This is a genomic window from Undibacterium pigrum (genome assembly GCF_003201815.1).
GTDB classification, from domain to species: Bacteria; Pseudomonadota; Gammaproteobacteria; order Burkholderiales; family Burkholderiaceae_D; genus Undibacterium; species Undibacterium pigrum.
This window is the reverse complement of record NZ_QJKB01000004.1, coordinates 141,730-166,646: the sequence shown is the minus strand read 5'-3', so window position 1 is coordinate 166,646 and position 24,917 is coordinate 141,730. Positions and strand designations below refer to the sequence as shown.

19 protein-coding genes are annotated in these 24,917 nt (G+C 50.4%); 6 read left to right on the top strand and 13 right to left on the bottom strand.

The window, feature by feature from the left end; genetic code table 11:
• Positions 1-13 precede the first annotated feature (13 nt).
• From DFR42_RS14395 to DFR42_RS14345, 10 genes are all read right to left on the bottom strand, one after another.
• Positions 14-517: an SRPBCC family protein gene (locus tag DFR42_RS14395; protein ID WP_110255698.1), complete on the bottom strand. Its 504-nt coding sequence runs from the start codon at positions 515-517 to the stop codon at positions 14-16.
• Positions 518-741: 224 nt separating this feature from the next.
• A complete protein-coding gene (locus DFR42_RS14390; protein ID WP_110255697.1) occupies positions 742-1,350 on the bottom strand; it encodes a type 2 periplasmic-binding domain-containing protein in 609 nt (202 codons plus the stop codon).
• 368 nt (positions 1,351-1,718) lie between these two features.
• Positions 1,719-3,104: a dicarboxylate/amino acid:cation symporter gene (locus DFR42_RS14385; RefSeq protein ID WP_110255696.1), complete on the bottom strand. Its 1,386-nt coding sequence runs from the start codon at positions 3,102-3,104 to the stop codon at positions 1,719-1,721.
• 95 nt (positions 3,105-3,199) lie between these two features.
• Complete coding sequence (locus DFR42_RS14380) at positions 3,200-4,654, bottom strand: S41 family peptidase (protein ID WP_110255695.1); 1,455 nt, start codon at positions 4,652-4,654, stop codon at positions 3,200-3,202.
• A 234-nt stretch (positions 4,655-4,888) separates the two neighbouring features.
• On the bottom strand, positions 4,889-6,070 hold the full coding sequence (locus DFR42_RS14375; protein WP_110255694.1) for an acyltransferase family protein: 1,182 nt from the start codon (positions 6,068-6,070) through the stop codon (positions 4,889-4,891).
• 47 nt (positions 6,071-6,117) lie between these two features.
• Positions 6,118-6,969 carry a helix-turn-helix domain-containing protein gene (locus DFR42_RS14370; protein WP_110255693.1) on the bottom strand — a complete coding sequence of 284 codons (852 nt, stop codon included), beginning with the start codon at positions 6,967-6,969 and terminating at the stop codon, positions 6,118-6,120.
• Between the two features lie 609 nt (positions 6,970-7,578).
• On the bottom strand, positions 7,579-10,662 hold the full coding sequence (locus DFR42_RS14360) for a S9 family peptidase (protein ID WP_110255691.1): 3,084 nt from the start codon (positions 10,660-10,662) through the stop codon (positions 7,579-7,581).
• A 95-nt stretch (positions 10,663-10,757) separates the two neighbouring features.
• Positions 10,758-11,573, bottom strand: coding sequence for a hypothetical protein (locus DFR42_RS14355; protein WP_245936974.1), 816 nt, complete (start codon positions 11,571-11,573; stop codon positions 10,758-10,760).
• A 24-nt stretch (positions 11,574-11,597) separates the two neighbouring features.
• Positions 11,598-12,179 (bottom strand): 3'-5' exonuclease, encoded by a 582-nt coding sequence (locus DFR42_RS14350; protein ID WP_110255690.1) that lies wholly within the window; start codon positions 12,177-12,179, stop codon positions 11,598-11,600.
• A 134-nt stretch (positions 12,180-12,313) separates the two neighbouring features.
• Positions 12,314-13,225, bottom strand: coding sequence for a LysR family transcriptional regulator (locus tag DFR42_RS14345; protein ID WP_110255689.1), 912 nt, complete (start codon positions 13,223-13,225; stop codon positions 12,314-12,316).
• Positions 13,226-13,378: 153 nt separating this feature from the next.
• Here DFR42_RS14345 and DFR42_RS14340 point away from each other — a divergent pair, with 153 nt between their 5' ends.
• Positions 13,379-14,386, top strand: coding sequence for an aldo/keto reductase (locus DFR42_RS14340; protein ID WP_110255881.1), 1,008 nt, complete (start codon positions 13,379-13,381; stop codon positions 14,384-14,386).
• A gap of 13 nt (positions 14,387-14,399) precedes the next feature.
• On the opposite strand, the gene DFR42_RS14335 is transcribed toward DFR42_RS14340, so the two are convergent.
• Both DFR42_RS14335 and DFR42_RS14330 read right to left on the bottom strand, forming a co-directional pair.
• Positions 14,400-14,666, bottom strand: a complete 267-nt coding sequence (locus DFR42_RS14335) for a hypothetical protein (protein ID WP_146218854.1) — start codon at positions 14,664-14,666, stop codon at positions 14,400-14,402.
• Between the two features lie 16 nt (positions 14,667-14,682).
• Entirely contained in the window at positions 14,683-17,166 is a 2,484-nt protein-coding gene (locus tag DFR42_RS14330; RefSeq protein ID WP_110255687.1) for a GGDEF and EAL domain-containing protein, read from the bottom strand.
• 394 nt (positions 17,167-17,560) lie between these two features.
• Here DFR42_RS14330 and glyQ point away from each other — a divergent pair, with 394 nt between their 5' ends.
• The 4 genes from glyQ to DFR42_RS14310 all read left to right on the top strand — a co-directional run bounded on the left by glyQ (position 17,561) and on the right by DFR42_RS14310 (position 22,057).
• Positions 17,561-18,508 carry a glycine--tRNA ligase subunit alpha gene (gene glyQ / locus DFR42_RS14325; protein WP_110255686.1) on the top strand — a complete coding sequence of 316 codons (948 nt, stop codon included), beginning with the start codon at positions 17,561-17,563 and terminating at the stop codon, positions 18,506-18,508.
• A gap of 69 nt (positions 18,509-18,577) precedes the next feature.
• Positions 18,578-20,662 (top strand): glycine--tRNA ligase subunit beta, encoded by a 2,085-nt coding sequence (glyS, locus tag DFR42_RS14320; protein WP_110255685.1) that lies wholly within the window; start codon positions 18,578-18,580, stop codon positions 20,660-20,662.
• Positions 20,663-20,702: 40 nt separating this feature from the next.
• On the top strand, positions 20,703-21,266 hold the full coding sequence (gmhB, locus tag DFR42_RS14315) for a D-glycero-beta-D-manno-heptose 1,7-bisphosphate 7-phosphatase (RefSeq protein ID WP_110255684.1): 564 nt from the start codon (positions 20,703-20,705) through the stop codon (positions 21,264-21,266).
• A gap of 44 nt (positions 21,267-21,310) precedes the next feature.
• Entirely contained in the window at positions 21,311-22,057 is a 747-nt protein-coding gene (locus tag DFR42_RS14310) for a lysophospholipid acyltransferase family protein (RefSeq protein WP_110255683.1), read from the top strand.
• A gap of 32 nt (positions 22,058-22,089) precedes the next feature.
• Here the strand turns inward: DFR42_RS14310 and DFR42_RS14305 are convergent, their stop codons facing one another.
• Entirely contained in the window at positions 22,090-23,700 is a 1,611-nt protein-coding gene (locus DFR42_RS14305; protein WP_110255682.1) for a MutS-related protein, read from the bottom strand.
• 274 nt (positions 23,701-23,974) lie between these two features.
• Between DFR42_RS14305 and DFR42_RS14300 the strand changes: the two genes are divergently transcribed.
• Positions 23,975-24,907 carry a M48 family metallopeptidase gene (locus DFR42_RS14300; protein ID WP_110255681.1) on the top strand — a complete coding sequence of 311 codons (933 nt, stop codon included), beginning with the start codon at positions 23,975-23,977 and terminating at the stop codon, positions 24,905-24,907.
• Positions 24,908-24,917: the final 10 nt, after the last annotated feature.

Genomic DNA, 24,917 nt, shown 5'->3' with positions numbered 1-24,917 from the left:
AGGGGCCTGCGATTTAATTGAGTTTCTTCATATGGGCAACCAGTTGATCCAGCGCCGCCCCCCAGCCCTGATGGAATCCCATGTCCTTATGCTTTTGCATGTCTTCAGCATTTTTATGCATGACCACAGCCTTGTATTTTGTCCCAACTTCGTGCGCCTCAAATGTAACAGTGGCAGTCATGAAAGAGTTGCCCGTGGGACGAAAATCTGGTCCCAGGGCATCGGTGAACACCAGTTTTTTGCCCTGCACGACTTCTAGGAAGCAACCCGTATTATCATGATCCACACCCTCAGGTGAGCGCATGACGCTACGGAAGATACCACCCGGTCGCAAGTCAATTTCGCAATCGACGGTTTTCCATGGCGCAGGCGTAAACCATTCCAGCAAATGTGCGGGCGTAGTCCAGGCAGCCCACACCAATGAAGGCGGGATATCGACTGTACGTTCAAGCACCAGATCGAATTTGTTTTCTTCCGTTGTTACTTCCGTAGTTACTTCTGTATTTACTTCAGACATCCAGAGTCTCCTTGATTTTATTTGTGGTCGCCAGTGCACATTGGCGAAACGAGCGTTTTTCAACCAGTTCGCTGATACCAACAATTTAGAATATGTATGTCTTTAAAGCATACCAGGCTACGTCATCAACAAAATGCTGCTTACATAGATCAGGGCCAGCAGACATGCTGGCAAATATATCGCAAGCGTAAATGTAGATAAACACTTTTATGTGGAAATTTAATTTACTGTGCGATTTTTTCTTCTGCCCGCAGTTGCCTGATGCTTTGATCAAACTGTTCAAGCAAGAATTTGTAGCGGGGTGACAGATAGAGGTAGATGGGCTTGAAAAACAGGTCTTGCAAGAGATAACTGTCCGGTGCCAGCTTGCTATTTTCCATAATCTTCAGCGCCAGGGATTTGGTCATGATGCAAGCATCGCCATGTTTTCTCAAGACCATAAAAGCGCAATCAGCTTCGGAGGCAACTGGTATCAGGTGTTCCATTTCCTTGTGTGCAGCGATAACAGCATTGCCACGCACATAAAATACTTTGTGCTTGCTCAGATCACTCATGGACTTTACGGTGAGATTCTTGTCATGGCTAAGTACGCTGAAACTCAATTGTCCCAAAGGTGTTGGCACCCGTATTGCTGTCGGTGCCATTTGCTGGAATTCTTCAAAACGCGGCATTTCACCCACGCTTTCACTCTCTTGCAACATGCGCAATGCACGCCCGGGTGGATAAGCTGTCAGCTTGCATATCAAGCCATTTTTTTGACATAGCTTGTCCAGCAATGCCTTGCTGTCAGCAAAGACTTCGCTGGCATCACTAAGAGAGGATGTAAAACGCAATGTTTCCTGGTGCAATACCTGCTCGCGAGTATGCCCAACAGCGCAAATACAAAACAGTAGCAGTAAAAAACATGCGCGCACAAACACAGCTTTCTGGTTGAGTCTGGCTAATGATCTGGAAAATCATCTGAGAAATAAGCGGTGCATGCGAATACAAAGAACAGCGATTGCGCAAGCAGCGCCATCTCAGTATTCAACAATAATCAAGGACTTACAAGCGAGACTTGGGAGAGTGTTGCGGCACAGATGCAGCTTGTTAATTTCTGTCAAAAATCTTATGGCTCTGACATATCAAATCCATCATTTTCAGGTAACACAATCATATTCCATATGCGTTACCGGAATTTTTCTCATCTCGTCAGCAATGCTCAATGCGCTGGCAACTCTGCTTCCAGCGCCTCTGCAGTACGTTTTGCATTATAGAGTTCCAGATTCAACAAACCCAGACGCTTGGCAACAATGGTTGGCACCAGTGCCTGTCCTGCGACATTGACTGCAGTACGCCCCATATCGATAATGGGCTCAACTGCCAGCAACAGGCCCACGCCTTCCAGCGGCAAACCTACGGTAGACAAGGTCAGTGTCAGCATGACCGTGGCACCGGTAGTGCCCGCGGTTGCAGTAGAGCCAAGCACAGAAACCAGGGCAATCAAACCCAGTTGCGTAACATCCAGATGCAAGCCATAGAATTGCGCAATAAAAATCGCCGCGATTGCCGGGTAAATCGAAGCACAACCATCCATCTTGGTCGTTGCCCCCAGAGGCACGGCAAATGCTGCATATTCACGCGGCACACCCAGATAACGCTCGGTAACACGCTCAGTCAATGGCATGGTGCCCATGGATGAGCGCGAGACGAAACCCAGTTGCACCGCTGGCCAGACGCCACTGAAATACTGGCGCACAGACAGCCCATGCATTTTGACGAGCAGTGGATACACCACAAACAGCACCAGCAACAAACCCACATAAATAGATGCACTGAAACTCGCCAGCGAACCCAGGGCATCCCAACCATAACTTGCCACCGCGTCACCCAGCAAAGCCAGAGTACCTATAGGCGCCAGGCGTATGATCCACCACAGGATTTTTTGTACCACGGCACCAACCGCATCAGTAAAGCGCAGCAGTGGTTCGGCACGTTCACCCACCTTGAGTGCAGCAATGCCAACCGCGATGGCTATCACCAGCAATTGCAAGACATTAAAACCCAGCTGGGTACTGGCGACTGTGCGCTCACCTACCTGCTTTACAGAACTGCTGGCTGTCATGCCGAGGATATTGCCCGGTATCAGTTGATTCAAAAAAGCCCACCAGGACCCAGTTCGGGATGGCGCACCTGCCTTGGCAGCATCGACTAAAGCACCAGCACCCGGGTTAGCCAGCAAACCGATAGTCAGGCCGATGGCAACAGCAATGAATGCGGTAATGGCAAACCAGATCAAGGTCTGCGTTGCCAGTTGCGCCGCATTTTGCAAGCGTCGCAGATTGGCGATGCTGCTGACTACCGCAGTCAGTATCAGAGGCGGGATCATCAACTTCAACAAGCTGACATAGGCATTGCCGATAGCACTCAAGGCAACTTGCAGCCAGTTTGCCTCCGACCCCTGCGTACCCATTTGCCTGGCGATCAAACCCACCACTACACCAGCCACAAGGCCGATGACAATCTGTGGGCCGAATGATTTCCACCAGCGTGCGCCATGCCCGCTGGGCAGGGCTGCAATACTGCCCTTGTTATCCAAGTTTTGCATGCATGATCTCCAACTCTTTATTCAAATACCGAATAATCAAATGCTGGGGCCGCATGATGAAAACCATGAAGCAAAGGGCAAGTCAGTTACCTGCTTCACATGCCATGTATCCAATTGACTATGGCATCATCACTCATTACACCGCCGGGCCAGCGCAAGGATGGATCATACCATTCGTTGTTCCCGCGTACACGCTTGCGATAGACTTTGAGTGAATAAGAAAGACGCGCTATACCAGTCGGCAACATGCTACCGGTATTATCGATATACACGGCATCAGCCGCCGTGGGCAAGCCTATATGTTTAACACCTGGCAGGCGACGCGCCAGGTCTGCAAAATCCAGACAGGCGCTGAAACAATGCTGGTCTGTCAGGAAATACACTTTGCCCAGGAAAGGCGAGGCAGCCAGAGTGCCATTGGCAGGAGTCGGCGGAAAAGCTGTATGCAGTAAAAGCTGTTTATTGTGCAGGGCAGTCTTCATATCATCTGCCACGGCCTGGCGATATTGTGCGGCCTCAGTCAAGCCAGCAGCGCGCATGCGTGCAGCTTCTTTTTGCAGTGCCTGCAAATTTCCGGCTGACACGCGCCAGTCGGTAGTTTCATCAAAATACGAGCCTATATGATCGACAGCTTCCTGGCTAAACAGGATGGCCAGCATTTGCTCTGCCCAGCTACTATTGCCACCGTGATTGCCACGTACATCTATCACTACAAGCGGCGCTTTATGCAGTTCTTCCCGATGCGCCTTGAGTGCAGCCACCATCGATTGCAGTCGTGCCAATGCCGCTGCACCGCTATCGTCAAAACTTGGAATAGAGACGAACCAGGTATCCTGCACACGCCGAATACCCATCTCGGGAAGCACATCTCCGGCAGCCTGCTTCAACAATTCACCGCGCCTGCTTGTATCCAGGTTTGTCCATTTCAAACTTACATTCCGCACAGATTTATCAGCAGACTCAAAGCGACAGGATGTGATAGGTGCTTGCGCCCGCCCCGCCCACAACATCAGTTGCGGCAAATGCATATGACGCTGATGCGGGATGTCCCGGTTCCAATAATAAGGATCAACAAATTCCTGCAGCAGTTGGTCCACATTCTTGCCATCGCAATCAAGCAATTGAGCATCTTTCAGTGCACGCTGGCTGTCGTCAGCAACGGTCACTCTTGCCGGGTTTCCACCTACCAGAAATTGTGGCCAGCGTAGCGAGGTGGATTCCAGATCATAACTGACCGAAATATGACCATCACGAAATCCGTTTGTGTAAAACTGCAAGACCCGTCTGTAATCTTCAAAACTTTGAGCATTTCGAGCCCGCGTCCTGGCTTTTTCAAACCCTTGTTTCAGCCACAATTTAAAACCAGGGTTTTGTACATCGACTGGCCCTGGGTGATTTGCTTCCAGCGTATCGCGTACACCTTGCAGATCAGCCAGTGCAGCCTGAGACCAGGAAATTGCTGTGGATTTTGGAGTGTTGTTGCTTGTCGCATTGCTTAAAGCTGGCAACAGAAAAAAGCCAGCAAGTACCAAAAAATTGGGTGTCTTCATATCGTTACTCTTGAGATTCAGGATTGTCAACAAGGCCGTTTATGTGTCATCTGCAAAAGTAATTATTTTCCTTCCACCTGCAGAAAATTGGCTTATACACATTGCGAACTATGACACTTTTTAACGCACTTTGTTCCAGAAAATCACCCTTACTGGTCAAGCAAAAAACAATGAAACACCTAATAATTTATGAGCACATAAAACGGAATTCAAATGCATGTGATCTGGTATTTTTTATCCTTCTGCGCTTGGTGTTATCGGTTTCAGTTTTTCATTTCCGCCATTCAAAAAAACTTCTATAAAACTGTGCCTCACAAAAAAATGATAAGTGAGTAAACAAGATAAGCTCGTCAGGAGAATATTGCATACCATACGTCCCAACGCATCAAATGGGCTGTGATACAGCAAAATACCAAATCCCAAAGTACCCAGCATATGCACCAGATAAACCCAGTAAGAACTGTCTGCCATATAAGCCAATACACGGTTCTGTTTCGACAGGTAGCGCAGGAACAGACCTATCAAAGCAAAACTCCAGAACCAGCTTACGCAATTGTATAAATACGCCATTACTGCCTGAATGAAAAAACTGGCAGATGGCTGGCTGCCATATTGTTTACTCAAACCCAGAAACAGAATAAGCAAAGGAAAGCCAGCCATCAGAAAATACCAGCATTTACGAGCATAGATATCCAGCAAATCTCCCTGGTAATGGTGAATGAAAATTCCACATGTAAAAAATATACCACTATGAACAAACTCTGCAGCGTCAGGCAAAAACGAACCTAGTGGCGTCACTACCCCATTGCGATAAAACCCTCCTGCAATTGCCAGAGGCAGGGCCAGCATGAACACGCCCCACCAGTTTTTGCACAGGGTCTTCCAGACTTTGGCAAATGCCTCATTCCATTGAGCCGGAATATAAATTGAGCAATGCAACAACAGGGCATACACCAGGCAATACAAGAACAGGTAGTAGATGAACCACAAATGCAGCAATGCTATTGTCGGCCGTCCAGGTATGCGTGGCACAAGTGCAAAGTCGATTCCCAGGCTGTTAAATGCATTCAAATACGCATAGACCGCTACCAGCAAGCCCATGAAGATATACAAGAGTGGCCAGAACAACAGAAATGGCCAAACCAGTTTACTGACACGTTGCGTCAGCATGGCAGCGACTCCCCTTTTCTCAACCAGCATCGCAACGAAAAAGCCCGCCAGGATGAAAAACACTGGCATGCGAAAAGCATGAATAAAAATAATCAACAAATCTGCCACGATACTGGTCTGAACATCACGCCACGGCGTAGGCGAAGGATTGACCATGTAATTGACAGATACATGAACCACAATGCCTAGCCACATCATGACGGCCCGGAGATTATCGAGGGAATGCAGGCGCTGATCAGAATTCATAGGGTATATTCAAGCTTGGTGTGGGACTGCTCCGGCTGGCATCTTGCTTAAAGGCGGTAAATCCAGTCACTTTCATTTTTCCTTGCATCGTTGAGCAATTGCTGCGGGCTGCGCCCTGATACTTCCTTGCAGTCACGTATCAAGTGGGATTGATCTGCATAACCCAGGGCATCCGCATGCTCCACCCAATTTGGAGTTTGCCCCAGCGCCAGGTCACTCAAGACCTGGCTGTGGCTGCGCTTGGCGCGCCATAAACGCGACAAACCCAGCAAAGGCAGGCCTGCTTCCTTCCGGACCCGTCGTTGTAACTGGCGCGCGCCTACACCAAGCAGGCTGCAACTCAGGCGCAGACTCAGGTTCTGCCCCATCTTGCGCAAACGTGACCAGGGGCTGGAGAGCAGGAAGCTGCTGTTATGTGCGATATAGCTTTCAATCAGCGAGCGCCTGTCAGTATGAGTATCAGCCAGAGCAACTGCCTGAAGCAATGCCAGTCCTGAGGGATTCAGCACCTCCCTGGCATCGACAAACCTGTCCTGCAGTGTCGTCAGATCCAGTTCAAACAAGGTATGAAAGGCATCCGAGTAAAACACCGCCATGAAACTGTGTCTGTCCCCCAGGTTTATGGTCACTCCATACTGGCTCTGGCAACCAGCCACAAAGATCTGCGGCAAGTGCTGCTCAAGCTTGGTTTCCCCCTGTTGCAGCAAACTCACCTCACCCTCCAGCATCCAGGTGATGCAACAGAATGGCGTAGCTGGGTAGCGGTTCAGTTGGTCCGCCCCATCCAGATGACAGCCACGAGTGTCGCGCGCAATATACATCAGCACATGCTCTGCCGCCTGGCCACTGGCTGGCCAGATATGCGTTTGCGCTTTAGGGGTAATGTAAGTCTTGTGCATGTAGTGGATGCTACCTGCTTACGTGGTGGATGTATTGGACGTTTACGACATTTTTGAAGTTTTATGAGGGCCAGTGTTTGATTTGCCTGGCCATTGTTGGCAATTTGCTCAGATCATATGGATTGCTGCCGGGGGGGTGCTGTTGCTGTTGCGTTTGACGTTGGGGTGGTAGTTGTTTTTGACGTTCGGCAGTTCCCATGTGTCGACGCCGTTTGTGCTGTACAGAAAATGGAAAAAGAAGGACCGCTGTTTGAGCCGCAGGCGAGTTTCGGGCCTTCCCATTTTTTGTACTGCACAAACGGGAACCCCCTTCAGGGGGCGACGACGCCTGGGTCGCCTTTCTTTGAATTCTTTCTTTGGCGACGCAAAGAAAGAATTTCGGCCGCCGGGCCGAGACCCGGCCTGGTTCTACAGAGGGCAATCGCTTTAATAACGCCCCAAATGTACAGCGAACGCCGCTGGGCTCCTGTCTGCGCAGGAGCGACATTGACATGAATGCTGCATATCAAGCATATCTCATGTCCATCTTATACTGAAGGGAAGAGATCAAGACAATCCAGCAATTGCAACGATGCCTGATAACCAAGAGCCGCGAACGACTCCCTGAAATCACTCAGCCTTCACCCCCACAGGCTTAAACTGCCCCATCACATCCCTCTTACCGCGCTCCAGATAAGGCACAGGCTTGTCCATCCATTCAGGACGCGGGCTACCCAGCAAATAATGATCAAAGAATTCTGCCATATGCACAGTATAAAATTTCATGTTGTCACGTTCTTTGAGGCCATGTTTTTCGCCATTGAAATTGAACCAGTAGGCTTCCTTACCCAGCTGACGCAAGGCGGTGAAAAATTCTATCGCCTGATACCATGGCACTGCATCATCATCATCGTTATGGATGGTCAGGTAAGGCGTCTGCACTTTATCGATATGGAATATCGGTGAATTTTCTATGTATTCTGCCGTTTTGTTCCAGGGTGCGCCACCAATACGGCTTTGCTGTTTTTCATACTGGAAGGCGCGGCTCATGCCTGTGCCCCAGCGTATGCCGCCATAACCGCTGATCATGTTGGCCATCGATGCACCAGCCTCAACCGCACGGAACATATTGGTTTGTGTGATCAGGTAATTGATCTGGTAAGCACCCCAGCTATGGCCTTGTATGCCTACGCGCTTGGGATCGACATAGCCTTGCGCCAGCACTTTTTGTACTGCTGGCACAACTGCGTTATAGGCGCTCTTGCCTGGATGACCGGTTTTATAGACGATGTCCGGGCGCAGCACAATATAGCCATTACTCAGGTAGCGGGTGACATTGATGTTCTGGCTGGGTGCAGGTGGGACATATTTATGCAAGCCATCCGACATGTTTTCATAGATGTAGACCATCATCGGATATTTTTTTGCCGGATCAAAATTCTCAGGCTTGGCCAGCAAGGCTTTGAGCTTCTTACCATCCAGGCTGGTGTATTCAATCATTTCCTGCTTGCCCCAGTTGTATTGGGCTTGCTGGGGATTGGCATTACTGATTTTTTGCGGATTTTGCAAAGCCAGGTTACTGGTCCACACATCCGGGAATTCTGTAAAGCTTTGCTGTGTGAATACCACCGTATCAGCCTTCTTGGCCTTGATCAGGCCTGCATACAGTTTATCGCCGTGTATGAGCTTGACTGGCTCGCCAGATTTTGGATTTTGCTGGTAATAACCGGTGGAGCGATTGCCCTCATTGGTGGCGGCCAGTATCCATGAATCTGCAGGCAAAGCCTTGGCTTCAGCCACTGGTGAGGGTTCGTCAGCAGGCGGCTTTTTCTCCATATCGACAGGAACATAACGCAGTTCCAGATTATGCTTGCGGCCATAGCCAGCAGTCACATTACGGCTGGTTTGAGTCTGAGGATTGACTTCCCACAAGTCGAACTGATCATACAAAACCACGCTGGCATCACCCTCAGTCCAGCCTGCAAAACCATAGGCATCCTTGACTTCTGGCGTATCGCGCTTGGCATCTTCAAAACGCACCTTGATTTTTCCTGTCAGGTTGATCTTGCTGCCATCTGCCGTTGACCAGCAATACCAGATACTGGTATTGGCATCGAAGGCCATGACGTATTTGCCACCTGGCGACAGGCTGGGCACATAGCGCAGTTTTTGCGCCAGCAAACGTGCCTGACCAGTCTGCAAATCTACTGCATAAGCATCGTGATACAGGGCATCCCAAGACTGCTGCATTTTGTATGGCACATCGCTGGCACCCATGGCAAAACGCGGATTATCATTGATCAGCACATTTGGAATATTCTTGTTGGCAAGCTGAACAAAGCGTTGCTCAGCGATATGGAAAACCGCTTTATAACTGCGTTGTTTTTCTTTCTCTGCTCTGACCTTTTGCATGGATTGCAGCTCAGGATCTTTCCAGTGCCAGAGGTCTACCTTGAAAGGTTCTGGTGCATCCTTGGGATCGGCCTTGGCCAGCTCTGCGGTACCGAAGAACAGGCGCTGGCCGTCCTTGCTAAAACTCAGACTGGCGTGTTCACTTGGCAGCCAGCCTGCTGGCAAACCTGCCGTATCAGCTGTGACAATGGCTTTGGCTTCGCTATCACCGGCGCGCCAGTAATACAGGTTGAAAGCTGTAATTTCTTTTTCAGCCTTGTCAGTCTTGTCTGAGTCAGCATTTTTCTTGCCAGACTTATCTGCTTCGGCGTGTTTCTTTGCCAGGTCATCACGATTGCTGACGAAGGCAAGTTGACGGCCAGCTTCATCAAAATTCATGTGCTTGTAACTGCCTGCACCTGCCATGATTGCACGTGGAGTCAGGTCTTGCGGACTGATCAGGTAAACACCTTCACGCGCACCGTCTTTTTGTGCATCTTTGGTGATGACGCTAAAGGCCAGCAATTCACCATTTTTTGCCCAGGTAAAATCAGCGACATCCTTGAAACTGCTGCGTTTGGCATTGGCAACATCAATCAACAAGAATTCTGTGCCCGTGTCTTTTTTCTTTGCTGCGGCTGAGGCGGCAGCAGCTTGCTGATCTTCATCATCCTTGGCGGCAGGCTCGGCATCTTTCTTGGTATCTTTCTTTGCTTCCTTGGGCGCGTCGAATAAGACTGCCAGGAAATTGCCACCCTCTTCTGGCCAGGCAAAACGTTTTACCCGGTCCAGGTTTTCGATTTTGCCAGTCGCCAGATTCATGATACCCAGGCCAGACTTGGGCAAGTCATCGCCCTTCTTCTTTTCTTTTTTGGCCTTGTCCAGCTCTATCCTGGTTGGTGCAATTGCAAAAGCCAGGTAACGACCATCTGCACTGAAAGCTGGCATCGTGCCACGGGGTGCACGAAATTCGCGGCCATCTTTCAAATTTCTGACGACAACTTCGCCATCCGACTCTTGTCCTACCAGGGCATAGGCGGCCCAGTTACCGTCGCGGCTCAGGACATTGCCCTGTATGCTGCGCCAGTTTGCATAAACATCATGGCTGATCACTTTCTTGGCACTCACCGGAATGACTGCGGCTGCAGCACCATCTGCGGGGACAGGAGCAGCATGTATGGCGGGAACATATGCGCCATACGCCAGACACACCAGTAAGGCGGTAGTGCTTAGTCTGCGAAATTTGGAGCTACGGGAGGCGGAAAGTGAAGCGTGAGAGGAATAATGCTTATTAAACACTGGGAAGACCTTTCTGGAATACATTCGGCTTTACATCACCACATTGTAATGTCAAACCTTTTTTAATCGACAAAACAATTATGATTTATCGATATTGCATTGCAGCAACAACAGGCATATCAGGATTGCACTTGCAAGGTTTTGATGACGCGCATCTCCCCTTTTTCGCCTGCACCTGAACCACTGTTTTTGCTTTCTTTTTTAGTCACGACGAGCCTGTCACCGCTGACGCCATACACCAGCTCTTCTTCATTTTTTGTTTCAAAGCTGATCACAACGAAGGCACGCCCTGAGATAGCCTGATGCATGCGGCTGGCAAGCGGGACGCCATCCTGGCCTATCCAGACTTCCAGGCTGCCTTCGAATTTCTTGACATACTTGCGGTCTTTCTCGCTGAGCTTTTCAACAGGTATCTCGAAACTCAGCAAGCGTGCGGGCTTGCCATTGTAGCTAGCATCGGCTTTTTCACTTTTAAATATGGCTTTCTCAAGCATCCGCGAAAGATTACCAACGGCAGATACCATGGGGCGCAATTCGGATGAATTGACTTCCTTGATAGCAGCAATGGTGGGGGTTTTGGCTTTGGAGTCTTTTTCCTTGGCGCGCTCTTCGGTTTCGAGGCGTGTCAATAAATCTTTGCTGTACAAAATTTGCAAGCCGCGCGGGCTATCATCAAGGCTGATACTGGCCTGGCCATGTTGTTCATCAGCGTCTTTAGCTTCACCCTGGCGACCCCAGGTTTTGGCTTCAACGACAGCTTTCACTGGTGTTTGCCCTGGCAAGCGAGCTAGTGCGGCTTTTAAATCTGCCAGACCATCTGCCTGTGCCGACTGAGTAAACAAACTAAGCAAACTGAAACACATGCCCGCAAGCAGTAAAAGCATTTTCTTTTTGGCCAGCATACGTCCCCTGTCAATATCGCTATCGTGAGCCATCTGACCGCTGAGAGGTCTTAAAGTTCAGCCTTGCTTCAGTGCCAGCCACTTTCTATAGACCAGCAATGCCACTTGCGCATCATTGGCGGCATACATGATTTGCCTGTCATTCAAGGCTGGGGCGGCCCAGTTCGAGGTAGAGGTCTTCTTGGATTTTTGCAGTTGCATGCCAAAGAATTTGGCAACCGCCGCTTTTGCCCCCATGTCTCGCTGCTTGCTTTCACGCATGGCGCGCGCGAGATCAAGTACATGCTGCGGCGTGATACCGAGCTTGATTTTCAGGCGTTTCATGTCATCGCTGAGCCCGAAGCCAACCTTGAGTATGTCTTTGGATTCCAGCAAGGCTTTTACGGCGTCGGTATTTTGCACTTTGACTGTGGGGAAAAGGTAGGCCTTGCTGTCGGTCGCGAGTTGTATCAGATGCGGTCCATCAGATTGCTGGCCCTTGAAGAATACTGGCTTGGATTCAGTATCAAAACCCAAAATATCGGCTGCCAGCATCTCTGCATAGGCTTGCTCTGCGTCTGCTGGCGTCTGTACCAGCAGTATGTCTTTTTCCTGGATACCAGGATAAGGGGGGAGGAGAACTTCCTGATCTTCTGTCATGACAGCATGATAAGGGAAATATGTGGAATATGTCAGGTGCTGGCTTGCTGTCGTGGCCTATGTAAGAACAAATTAAGGCAAATAAGGACAAAAACAGCGTGCGCCTCCTGAAAAAATGTATTTTTTATATTATTTTAAGCCCTGAATTTGTCTGCATGCGCTTCCATTAATGCCGTCAGCCATTCGACAAATACTCTGACTCTGGGCGATAACTGCCGGTGGTGCGGGTAGAGTATCGATACCGGCATGGGTGGTGGCCGCATCTCCGATAAGACTTCCTGCATGCTGCCAGCAGCCAGTTGGGCAGCAACGTGAAAGCGCGGCAACTGTATCAGACCATAACCCGCTTCTGCACCTGCAACATAGGCATCGACATCATTGACTGCCAGTTGCCCTTTCAAAGGCAGTGCCTGTGTTTTGCCATTGACGACAAATTCAAAATCCATATTCCGGCCAGTCTGTGATGAGAAATAATTTACTGCCAGATGGGCATAGAGATCATCCAGCGTCCCGGGCACGCCATGCTTTTGCAGATAGGCGCTGCTGGCACAGGTAATTTGCGTCATCAGTGCCACCCGTTTGGCGATCATGCTGGAATCACGCAACTCACCGCCACGCAAGACGCAATCCACACCTTCGCGCACCAGGTCAACCAGGCGGTCACTCATGCCGACTTCCAGTTCTATCAATGGGTATTTGGCACTGAAGCCTGGCAGGGCCGGAACCACGAAAGATTTACCCAGCGAGCCTTGTAAATTAATCCTGAGCTTGCCACGCGGATTGAGCAGGCTATGGCTAAATGCAGATTCAGTTTCTTCCAGGTCAGCCAGCAAGCGCACGCAACGCTGGTAATAGGCATCGCCATCTGCCGTGGTATTCACCTGGCGCGTGGTTCTTTGCAAGAGGCGTGTACCCAGATGAGATTCTAACTGCTTAATGCTCAGGGTCACGCTGGCCCTGGGCATTTGCAATTGCTCGGCAGCTCGGGTGAAGCTGCTTTGCTCGACCACGGCGGTAAAGACTTGCATAGCCTGGAATTTGTCCATAATCGTCCCAACCCTAATTGTTTAGATTTTTTGCATAGTAAAGGCAATTTTAACGTATTTATCTAAAAATTCAGTCTAACTACAATGGCTACATCTTCAGCAACCTCGCTGAGGCAACAATGACAAAGGAGTTTCAGCATGGCACAGAACAACATGGCAACACGTCAATTGGGCAAACAAGGTCCGGCAGTCTCAGCACTGGGTTTGGGTTGTATGGGTATGTCGGACTTATATGGCCCGGCTGATCGCGGCGAAAGCATCGCCACTATCCATGCGGCACTGGATGCGGGCATAGACTTGCTCGACACAGGTGATTTTTATGGCATGGGCCATAATGAATTGCTGATACAGGAAGCCCTGCAAAACCTGCCACGTGAACAAGTAAAGATCAGCGTCAAATTTGGCGCACTGCGCGACCCGGCAGGCAACTGGATAGGTATGGATGGCAGGCCAGCCGCCGTCAAGAACGCCCTGGCTTATAGCCTGAAACGCCTGGGCACTGATCACATCGACGTTTACCGTCTGGCACGCATAGACCCACAAGTGCCTGTGGAAGACACCATAGGTGCGATTGCCGACATGGTGAAAGCCGGTTATGTACGCCACATCGGTATGTCAGAAGCTGGTGCTGCCAGCCTGCGCCGCGCGGCTGCAGTGCATGCCATCAGTGATTTGCAGATAGAGTATTCGCTGTTTTCACGCGGCATAGAAGCCGAGATTTTGCCAGTCTGCCGCGAGCTGGGCATAGGCATCACTGCCTACGGCGTATTGTCACGTGGCTTGCTCAGTGGTCACTGGAGTCCGGAACGTACTACTGGCACCAGGGATTTCCGCAGCATCAGCCCACGCTTCCAGGATGGCAATCTGGAACGTAACCTGGCTCTGGTGGAAGCCTTGCGTGGCAGCGCCAACAGCAAGGGTATCAGCGTGGCGCAGGCGGCAATTGCCTGGGTACTGGCGCAAGATGAGGATATCGTTCCCCTGATAGGCGCACGCCGTCGTGACCGTTTGACAGAGGCACTTGGTGCTCTTGATGTGAAGCTGGATGCGGCAGATTTACAAGCAATAGCTGCTGCGGTTCCCAGCGATGCAGTAGCGGGTAATCGCTACAATGATCATGCCATGGCTATGCTCGATAGTGAGCATGTGCCAAGCCACTAAACTATTGAACCATTCAGCTCTTATCGATGACATCTGCAAGCTGACCTGGCGGCTCAGCTTTCAATGGGTCAACCCGGCGACGGCGTGGTCTGCCACTGGGCAGCGGCTCTATGATGATTGCCTGACCATCGGGCAGGGAAATCGCCAGTTTTTCCTGCCCATCATGTTTGAAATGATAGACAGTCACCGCGCCGACGGCGGCTGATTTTTCCAGCGTTGCTGCCATCAGTAATTCCGGAATTTCGCTGACCTTGCCGGTGCGCCAGATGAGCTTGTTCATGGTTTGACTCATCATCTTATTCATTGATGTGCTCGCGATAGCGGGTGGCAAAACCGGCGGCATCCATGGGACGGCCAAAATAATAGCCCTGCACCTGGCTGCATCCCATTTTGCGCAAAAGTTCAGCCTGCTCTTTCTTTTCCACTCCCTCTGCAACCACACTCAGACTCAGGCTCAAGGCCATGGCAATGATGGCGCTCGCGATCGCTGCATCATCAGGGTTTTCATGGATATCATTGATGAAGGACTTATCTATTTTCAGTTCATCAATGGGGAAACGTCGCAAGTAAGAAAGACTGGAATAACCCGTACCAAAATCATCGAGCGATATCGACAAACCCAGGTTTTTCAAGGCGCGCAATGCGACCAGGGTACTGTTGACATCCTGCATGACCATGCTCTCGGTCAGCTCCAGCGTGACATTCGATGGGTCGGCACCCGTCTCGGTAAAAATAGCGGCAACGCGCTCGGACAAATCCTCTTGTCTGAACTGGCGTGGGGACATATTGACAGCTATCTTCAAATCAGCCATCCCAGATTTTTTCCAGCTGACTTGCTGACGGCAAGCCTCAGCCAGCACCCACTCGCCTAACGGCAATATCAGCCCGGTTTCCTCTGCTAGCGGGATGAACTCGATTGGATGTATCAAACCTATCTGCGGATGATGCCAGCGCACCAGTGCTTCTGCACCGACTATATGACCCGTAGCAAGTTCTATCTTGGGCTGGTAGTGCAGAGTGAGTTCATGCCTTTCCAGCGCACGGCGCAATGCGCCTTCCATATTCAGGCGACTGATGGCAGTGACGCCCATCTCGGGAATAAACTGGCGCACGCTATTGCGGCCATGCTCCTTGACGCGGTACATGGCAATGTCGGCATAGCGCAGCAAAATCTCGCCATGGTCACCATCACGCGGGTAGAGCGAAATACCTATGCTGGCCGTGACAAATACATCATGTCCATTGATTTCAAACGGTCGCGCCAATGCTGTCAGGATTTTTTCAGCTACGATATCAACATCACCAGTCTCAGGCAAATCAGTCAGAATGATGACGAATTCATCGCCGCCCAAACGCGCCACTGTATCGGTCTCACGCACACAATGGCTGAGCCTGTTTGCCACCTGCTTCAACATTTCATCCCCCGCACCGTGGCCGGAGGCATCATTGATGAGCTTGAAATGATCAAGGTCGAGCAACATCAAGCCCACCGACAAATCCTGGCGCTTGGCCCAGGCGATGGCCTGGGTGATTCTATCATTCAGCAAATTGCGGTTCGCCAGACCAGTCAGGCTGTCATGGGTGGCCTGGTATTCCAGCTCTTTCTGGTAATTGACGCGCTCACTCACATCATTGATGACACTGACAAAATGTGTGGTAGCCGCACCTGCCGCATCCTTGACGGGCGAGATATGTAATTCATTCCAGAATTGCGTGCCGTCCTTACGGTAATTGCGCAGCAGCGCGCAGCCTGATCTTTTTTCACGCAAGGCACTGCGGATTTCTTCCAGATCAGGTTGCGCCAGATCTTCCCTGACAAGGAAACGTCCTTCACGACCTATGACTTCCTGCGCCGTATAGCCGGTGATACGCTCAAAAGCCGGGTTCACATAGACAATGGAATGGTCTGTTTCATCGCTGCGGGTGATCATGATGCCATTACTGCTCGATACCAGCGCCTGCTCACGTAAAAGCAGGGCTTGCTCGACTTCTTTTAACTGGAATTTGCTATCCGTTATATCCTGTTTGACCGCGATGAGATGTGTGATTTGTCCATCTGCATTACACAAAGGGCTGAGCATCTGCCTTTCCCAGTAGGCTGTACCATCCTTGCGATGGCTGAGTACATCACCTTGCCAGTGTTCTCCAACCTTGAGCGCCTTGATGATGCGCATGACTTTTTCATCAGCAGGGTCACCAGAATTCCAGAACACATGCTTGCCCAGCACTTCGTTCAATGCATAGCCAGAAATACGACAAAAGCTGTCATTGCCATATTCCAGTTCACCATCGGCATTGGTAATGACTACTGCAAACGGACTTTGCTGCACCGAGAGTGCCAGCATTTCCATATTGTCTTGCAGATCATGGTGTTCATGGGTGCTGCTGAGGGAATGGATAGCCTGCGCAAGTTCATTGGCAAAACGACTCAATATGTTGTATGCATCACCAGTTTCACTGAGATCAAAATCAGCACCTACACGCAATTGCGCCAGCGCATAGCCATAACGCTGCAAGGGCAGAATCAGGTATTTTGTCTCTTTTCCAGCCTGCCTGTCGGCGCGAAAGCGGTAAATTTCCGACTTGTCACCCAAGTCCAGTTCCACCTCCGCACACAGATAACCAGCACGCTGCACCAGGATACGACAGAAGCCACGCAACATCTCAGGCAATTCAGCCGTGTACCACAAACAGTGGGAAAGCTCCCCCAACAAGAGATACCACTCTTCCAGCCGCTGTGTCTCGGCATCCAAAGTCAAATCAGGATCAACTATAGCCATTGCTCCGCGGTCTCCGGTTAAACTCGCTATTTTTTTTGGCAGGTGGATTTTTATACCGCGTAGCCACACGAATTGCAACAAAAACCGCCAGAGGCAAGCTGCCTATTTATGCTGCAATTGCGTTCAAACAAATTTTAAATTTATAGTATTTTTATTAATTTCAATGAATTAAAAAGCTAGCGCAAGCTTCTATTGCCTCAGGTTTTCTCCTGAATTTCTCTGTGTCTCGGTGCCTCTGTGTTGAGAGGTCTTTCAAAATAATCAAATTCAAGGCTCAAAATTAATAAAACAACATCAAGCAAATTCTCCTATCCTACGCAAAAGCCGTTAAAATCTAAGGTTTGGCAAACTTTATTCATCGCTTCTTAATGAAGTGACAAAGGCAGATAGCACGATGCTCACATTTCAACAAATTATCCTGACATTACAAGATTACTGGGACAAGCAAGGCTGCGCCCTGCTGCAACCTTACGATATGGAAGTGGGCGCGGGTACTTCGCATACCGGCACTTTCTTGCGCGCCATCGGGCCAGAACCATGGCGTGCGGCTTATGTACAACCGTCACGCCGCCCCAAGGATGGCCGTTATGGTGAAAACCCTAACCGTCTGCAACATTATTACCAATATCAGGTGGTGTTGAAGCCAGCACCGGAAAATATCCTGGACCTCTACCTGGGCTCTCTGAAAGCCCTGGGTCTGGATTTGCAACAAAACGACATACGTTTTGTTGAAGATGACTGGGAAAACCCTACCCTGGGCGCCTGGGGGCTGGGCTGGGAAGTCTGGCTGAATGGTATGGAAGTCACGCAATTCACTTACTTCCAGCAAGTCGGTGGCCTGGATTGCAAACCTATCCTCGGTGAAATCACCTATGGCCTGGAACGTCTGGCCATGTATTTGCAAGGTGTAGATAATATCTATGACCTGGTCTGGACTGAGCGTGAAGAAAACGGCAAGACCCTGCGCCTGTCGTATGGTGATGTATTCCATCAAAATGAAGTTGAGCAATCGACTTTCAGTTTTGAATATTCGAACACCGATTTCCTGTTCTCTCTGTTCACAAACTACGAAGCAGAAGCGAAGCGCCTGCTGGAAGTGACAGAAAAATCCCTGGCCCTGCCAGCTTATGAAATGATCTTGAAGGCTGCACATACTTTCAACCTGCTGGATGCACGTGGTGCCATCTCTGTGACCGAGCGCGCTGCCTACATAGGCCGCATACGCAATCTCTCGCGTGCCGTAGCTGCGGCTTACTATGCATCGCGTGAAGCACTGGGCTTCCCCATGTGCGCTGCTGATGACAAGCATAAGCCTGCTCCTGCTGCTGTTACTGCAGCCTAAGTAATGCATAGCCCACAAGAACATCATTAAACAGATTCTGGCACAGCGCCGGAACGTAGGATAAGAAACATGAGCCAAACACTGTTAGTAGAATTATTTACCGAAGAGCTGCCACCCAAGGCACTGGCCAAACTGGGTGAAGCATTTAGCGCCGGTATCGTCGCTGGTTTGAAGTCACGCGATTTTCTGGAAGCTGAGTCTGTAGCGACCAGCTATGCCTCACCACGCCGCCTGGCTGTCAGCATCACTGGTGTACGCGCCACTTCCCCGGACAAGCTGATGCGCGAAAAAGTATTGCCGGTATCGGTGGCACTGGATGCGGCTGGCAATGCGACGGCACCGCTGGGCAAGAAGCTGGCAGCACTGGGCTTCCCTCACTTGCAGGTCAGTGACCTGGAACGTGCTGTCGATGGCAAGGCCGAGAGCTTCTTTTACAGCTATACAGCGGCAGGTACTGCCCTGGCACCGGCAGTGCAAACTTCGCTGGAAGAAACCATAGGCAAGCTGCCTATTCCTAAAGTCATGAGCTACCAGCGTCCTGATGGCGAGACTGTGCATTTCGTGCGCCCTGTGCACAAGATCATTGCCCTGCACGGTGCTGACATCGTGCCACTGTCCCTGCTGGGTTTGAACAGTGACCGCATTACCAAAGGCCACCGTTTCCTGTCCGCCGGTGAAGTCAGCATTGCCAAAGCTGAAGACTATGCCACCAGCCTGAAAACCGAAGGCAAGGTCATTGCCAGCTTCAATGAGCGTAAAGAACAGATACGTGCCGCCTTGCTGGGCAAAGCGGGAGCAGACAAGGTGCTGATGCCTGAATCCCTGCTGGATGAAGTGACAGCCCTGGTCGAATGGCCAGTGGTGTATGAATGCAATTTCGAGCAGGAATTTTTGGCTGTGCCGCAAGAATGCCTGATTTTGACCATGCAAACGAATCAGAAATATTTTGCCCTGACAGATGCTTCTGGCAAATTGCGTTCACGCTTTTTGATCGTCTCCAACCTCGAAACCAGCGATCCGCAATACATCATCCAGGGTAATGAGCGCGTCGTGCGTCCACGCCTGTCGGACGCTAAATTCTTCTTTGAGCAAGACAAGAAAAAGACCCTGGAATCACGCCTGCCACTGCTGGCGAATGTGGTTTATCACAATAAACTGGGTAGCCAGGCAGAACGTACGCAACGCGTTAAAACCCTGGCAGGCCAGATTGCTGCCAGCCTGAATGGTGATGTTGCCCTGACCGAACGCGCTGCCCTGTTGGCCAAAACAGACTTGCTGACCGACATGGTAGGCGAATTCCCTGAGCTGCAAGGCATCATGGGTACTTACTATGCCCAGCATGATGGCGAGCACGCTGATGTAGCCGCTGCCGCGTCTGAACATTATCAGCCACGTTTCGCTGGTGATGCATTGCCTGCGACACTGACAGGTACTGCCGTAGCACTGGCTGACAAGCTGGAAACTCTGGTCGGTATCTGGGGCATAGGCTTGCAACCTACTGGCGACCGTGACCCGTTTGCGCTGCGTCGCCATGCCCTGGGCATCTTGCGCATGCTGGTAGAAAAACGCTTGCCGCTGTCCTTGAATACCTTGCTGGCGCAAGCAGTAGCACTGTTTGCCGGCAATGCCAATTTCACAGACCCAACAGCCGATGTATTGAACTTCCTGTTTGACCGTCTGCGCGGCCAGTTGCGCGACAAAGGCTTTTCACAAAATGAAGTTGAAGCTGTGGTTGCCCAGCAACCAGACACGCTGGATAACATCGTTGAACGCCTGCAAGCTGTACAAGCCTTTGCTGCCCTGCCAGAATCAGAAGCACTGGCTGCTGCCAACAAGCGTATTACCAATATCCTCAAAAAAGCTGAGGGTACGCCAGGTGCAGTCCAGCCAGCATTGTTACAGGAAGCTGCAGAGCAGGCACTGGCCAAGGCCATGGCCGACGTCAAACCAGAAGTAGACGCGGCATTTGCCAAAGGTGACTTCACCAGTGCCTTGAAAACCCTGGCAGCCCTGCGTGCCGCGGTGGACAGCTTCTTCAATGATGTCATGGTGAATGCTGAAGATTTGGCCTTGCGTAACAACCGCCTGGCCTTGCTGGCAAGCCTGCATGGCATGATGAACCAGGTTGCCGACATTTCCAAGCTGGCAGCTTGAGGCAAGTTAACCAAGAGTGCACCACTAACCAGGATTGCAGATGAAACTCATCATCCTTGACCGCGATGGCGTTATCAACCAGGACTCGGACGACTTTATCAAGTCGCCCGAAGAATGGAAGCCGATACCGGGCTCACTGCAAGCCATCGCCCGCCTTAACCAGGCGGGCTATACGGTGGTGGTCGCAACCAACCAGTCTGGCATAGGCCGCAAGCTGTTTGATATGGCAACACTGAATGCCATCCATCAAAAAATGCATACCAGTGCCCAGCAAGTCGGTGCCACGATAGATGCGATTTTCTTTTGCCCGCATATGGCAGATGACAATTGCGATTGCCGCAAACCCAAGCCTGGCATGCTGCAAGAAATAGCCCGCCGCTATGACACCAATCTGAAAGGTGTGCATTGCGTGGGCGATTCCCTGCGTGACTTGCAGGCTGGCTTTGTTCTCGGTTGCAAGCCGCATCTGGTGCTGACTGGCAAAGGCAGCAAGACCCAGGAAAAAGGTGGCTTGCCGCCAGGCACACAAGTCTTTGCGGACCTCGCCGCCATGGTCGACAAACTGGTGGAAAACTCGCCATCTGAATTTAATATCGCGATCTGAGTCATTAAAAAGATTCAAACCAGCATCGCTACAATGGAGACTACATGCTTAGCTTTACCCGTTTTGTTCGTTCGCTGATTTTCTTGCTGGTGATGGCAATCGTCACCATCGTCTGGGCCCCTATCAGCATGTTGTTTGCGTTTTTGCCGTACAACCAGCGCTATTACATTACTGCCCGCTGGAATGTCACCATTATCTGGGCAGCAAAAGTAATCTGCGGCATACGTTACCAGACCAAGGGCTTTGAAAATTTTCCGGATGGCCCGGCCATCCTGCTGTCCAAGCATCAATCGGCATGGGAAACCATTTTCCTGTTGATGGCAACACCACGCCCGCTGGTCTTCGTCTTCAAAAAAGAAATTACCTATATCCCCTTCTTTGGCTGGGCCATCTCCATGCTGCGCATGATTCCTATTGACCGCAGCAAGGGCAAGGATGCGTTTGCTCACGTTGTCACGCAAGGCCGCAAGCGTTTGGCTGATGGGCAATGGATCATCATGTTCCCCGAAGGTACACGTATCGCTGTTGGCAAAAAAGGCCAGTACAAAGGCGGTGGCGCTCGCCTGGCGGTAGAAACCAATACCCCAGTCGTGCCTATCGCACTGAATTCTGGTGAATGCTGGCCAAAAAACTCTTTTACCAAATTGCCAGGTACAGTCACAGTCTCGGTAGGTAAACCGATTGCTCCAGATGGCATGAATGCGGTTGAACTGATGCAGGAAGTCGAGAAATGGATAGAAGCTGAAATGCGCGTGATTTCACCGCAGGTGTATCAGTCTGAATCCAAATAGACCTTATAAGCTGAAATTAAGACCAGCTGCAATTAAGACTCGCTGCGATTTTCCAGTATTTGCTCGCACTTGTCGGGATGTTTAAGGTAGTCACCAAGCCAGTCGAAAACCCGACTGGCTTTGTTTTTTATATCATCACCAAAACCGTAAGTACCAAGCAAGCGTATACCATTCGGGTCAGCCAGAACGCCCTCATTCACTTGCAATCTCGATAGCTCACCAAGCTCTGCTGTGACGCATAATGGTGTCAGATAGGCTGCCAATATAGGTGCGAGTACCAGATTGTGGGATGAAACGATGACCATGTTTGCATTGGCCAAGCTTTGCAAAACTGCGGCGGCAGCCGAGATGGATTCCTGATGGTTAGTGCCACGGAAAATTTCATCAATGATGAACACAGCCTGCGTATCGCTTTTTGCGATATCCAATAATTCTTTGGCACGCCTGAGTTCTGCCTGATACAGGCTTTCATTTGCGATCAGAGAGTCTTCACTCTGCATGCTGGAAAACACTGCTGTCACTGGAACGCTGGCAGTAGCAGCATAACAAAAACCAAAAGCGCGGGCGACGATGAGATTCAGACCCAGGGTACGCAACAAGGTGCTCTTGCCTATGCCATTTTGCCCTGAAATAAAAGCGCCCTTACCTTCCAGTCTTACGTCCAAGCCAGTAGCTTGTGGCAACAAGGGATGAACGACTTGCTGCATGTGCAGTTGCTTCCTGTCTGCTGCTGAGGACCAGCAATATTGAGGAAGCGATTGCAAGTGCCTGGCCAGTGCCAGATCAGCCTCCAGATTTGCCACGTACATGTACACTCTGCGCAAAAAATCCTGATTTTTACGGGCAAGAATACTGGTCTTGAAAAAATGCCTGACATTATCCAGCAAGAACCAGTCAGCATATTCGCGCATGCCGGGCAGAGTCACCAGTTTACGCCCGCTCAATTCGGCAAGCATTGTTTTCGTCATGTGACGCTCTTCAACAGATGTTTGCACATCGCCTGGATGATGCTCAGAGAGCAGATCAAAGCTCCAGAGCAGGGCTTGCAATGCCTGCACTTTCTTTGTCCATTGCGTCACCGCTTCATGAAAATGCGTCTGTACTCCCAGCAAGATCAGCCATATCACCAACACGGCTATCCAGGCAGAGGCCAATGATGTCATGGCAACGATGAATAACAGGCTCATACTGACAGGCAGCAGCCCCATGAATTTATACCAGGCTGGCGGAACCGGGATTGTGTCTGTAAAAAGCTGTTCACTGACTTCTGTTTCCACGCCGCGTAATGGCAAACAGTGCTGCCGCAACGCATCAAGCAATGCAGTATCAGCCATCAGCTTTTGCAAGCGTTGCTTGCCTTGTTCATCCTGAGCACCTTCACGCAGTCGTTTATGCACGATCTGCTGAGCGAAAATACTGCTACCTGCTGTCAGTTGATCTGCATAGACATCAAGCAGCATATCGCTGGCCGTATGCTCATCAATGAGCTTCACCGTTTCGTCTTTGGTAAGACGATAAAACATGGCGATATCGCTACGGGCGAATGGAAAATCGACAGGATTTTTATCAGGGACATTCAAGTAAAATCGGATTTTTCCAGCAATGCTATTCCAGTGATTTTGCAGCAATGTCAGCTTCTTCATCAGGTCCTGTTGAGTAGGGGGCGATATGTGCTATCGCTTGTTCAGGCAAGTTGAGCTAGTTGCAGAAAATTCAAGTGAACAACGATGAATAAAAAGGATGGCAAGAAATGGTGATATCGAAAAAACCAGTTTTTGGAGACAAAAACACGAACTGCAAAAAATAGGTCAAACTAGTGGGATTGCAGTTTGTAAAACGCCCTTCCATGCAAGGATTTGTTGATACAAACCGAGCACAAATCTCATTAGCTATTGAATCAGGATTCCCCAAGCATAAATGAAGCCCCGTATTTCCTCGATAGGCAAGGCCATACAAATGGCTTTGCAACTGGATTTATTCAGTGATTTTCTGGTGCCGGACAAACTGCGTCCTGCGCCAGTCAAGACTCCGGTGCCGGCACCAAGCCCGCTCAAAGATATCGCTCAGCGTGATGAGCTGCAGCAGCGGCCTGCTGCGCCACCACCGTCTACCTTTGTCAACACCAGTAACAAGCGCCGCATCCTGATACAGGATTATTTGCTCGAATATGATTTGCAACGCTCGAAACGACGCAGCATAGGTTTTTTGATCAATGAAGATGGCTTGCGTATTACCGCGCCACGCTGGGTCACGATTGCCGATATAGAAACAGCGATACAGGAAAAGCAAGCCTGGATTTTGCGCAAACTGACCGAGAGGCGCGAACGTACCCAGCGCAAACTGGAACCCAAAATGCAATGGCAAGATGGGGCAAAACTACCTTATCTGGGTGGTGAAATCACTTTGCGGATAGCTCCTGCTTCTGTCAGCGGCACACATTTCCTGAGTGAGCAGGCCGAGTTGATCATCAACCTGCCACCTGATGCTGGTGAACAGCAATTGAAAGACCGTGTACAAGCCTGGTTGCAGCAGGAAGCAAAACGCATATTCAATGAACGCTTGCCAGTATTCGCAGAAAAACTGAATGTGCGCTACCAGAGCATGGCTTTGTCGGCAGCGGCAACGCGCTGGGGTTCTTGCACCTCACAGGGCAAGATCAGGCTGAACTGGCGACTTATCCATTTCTCGCCCATGATTATTGACTATGTGATTGCGCATGAACTTGCGCATTTGCGTGAGATGAACCACAGCCCACGTTTTTGGGCAACAGTGCAATCCGTTTTCCCTGACTTTGAAATTGCACGTAATAACCTGCGTCAGCATGCCAGTGCTGACCTGCCGGTATTCTGAAGCAAGCCGA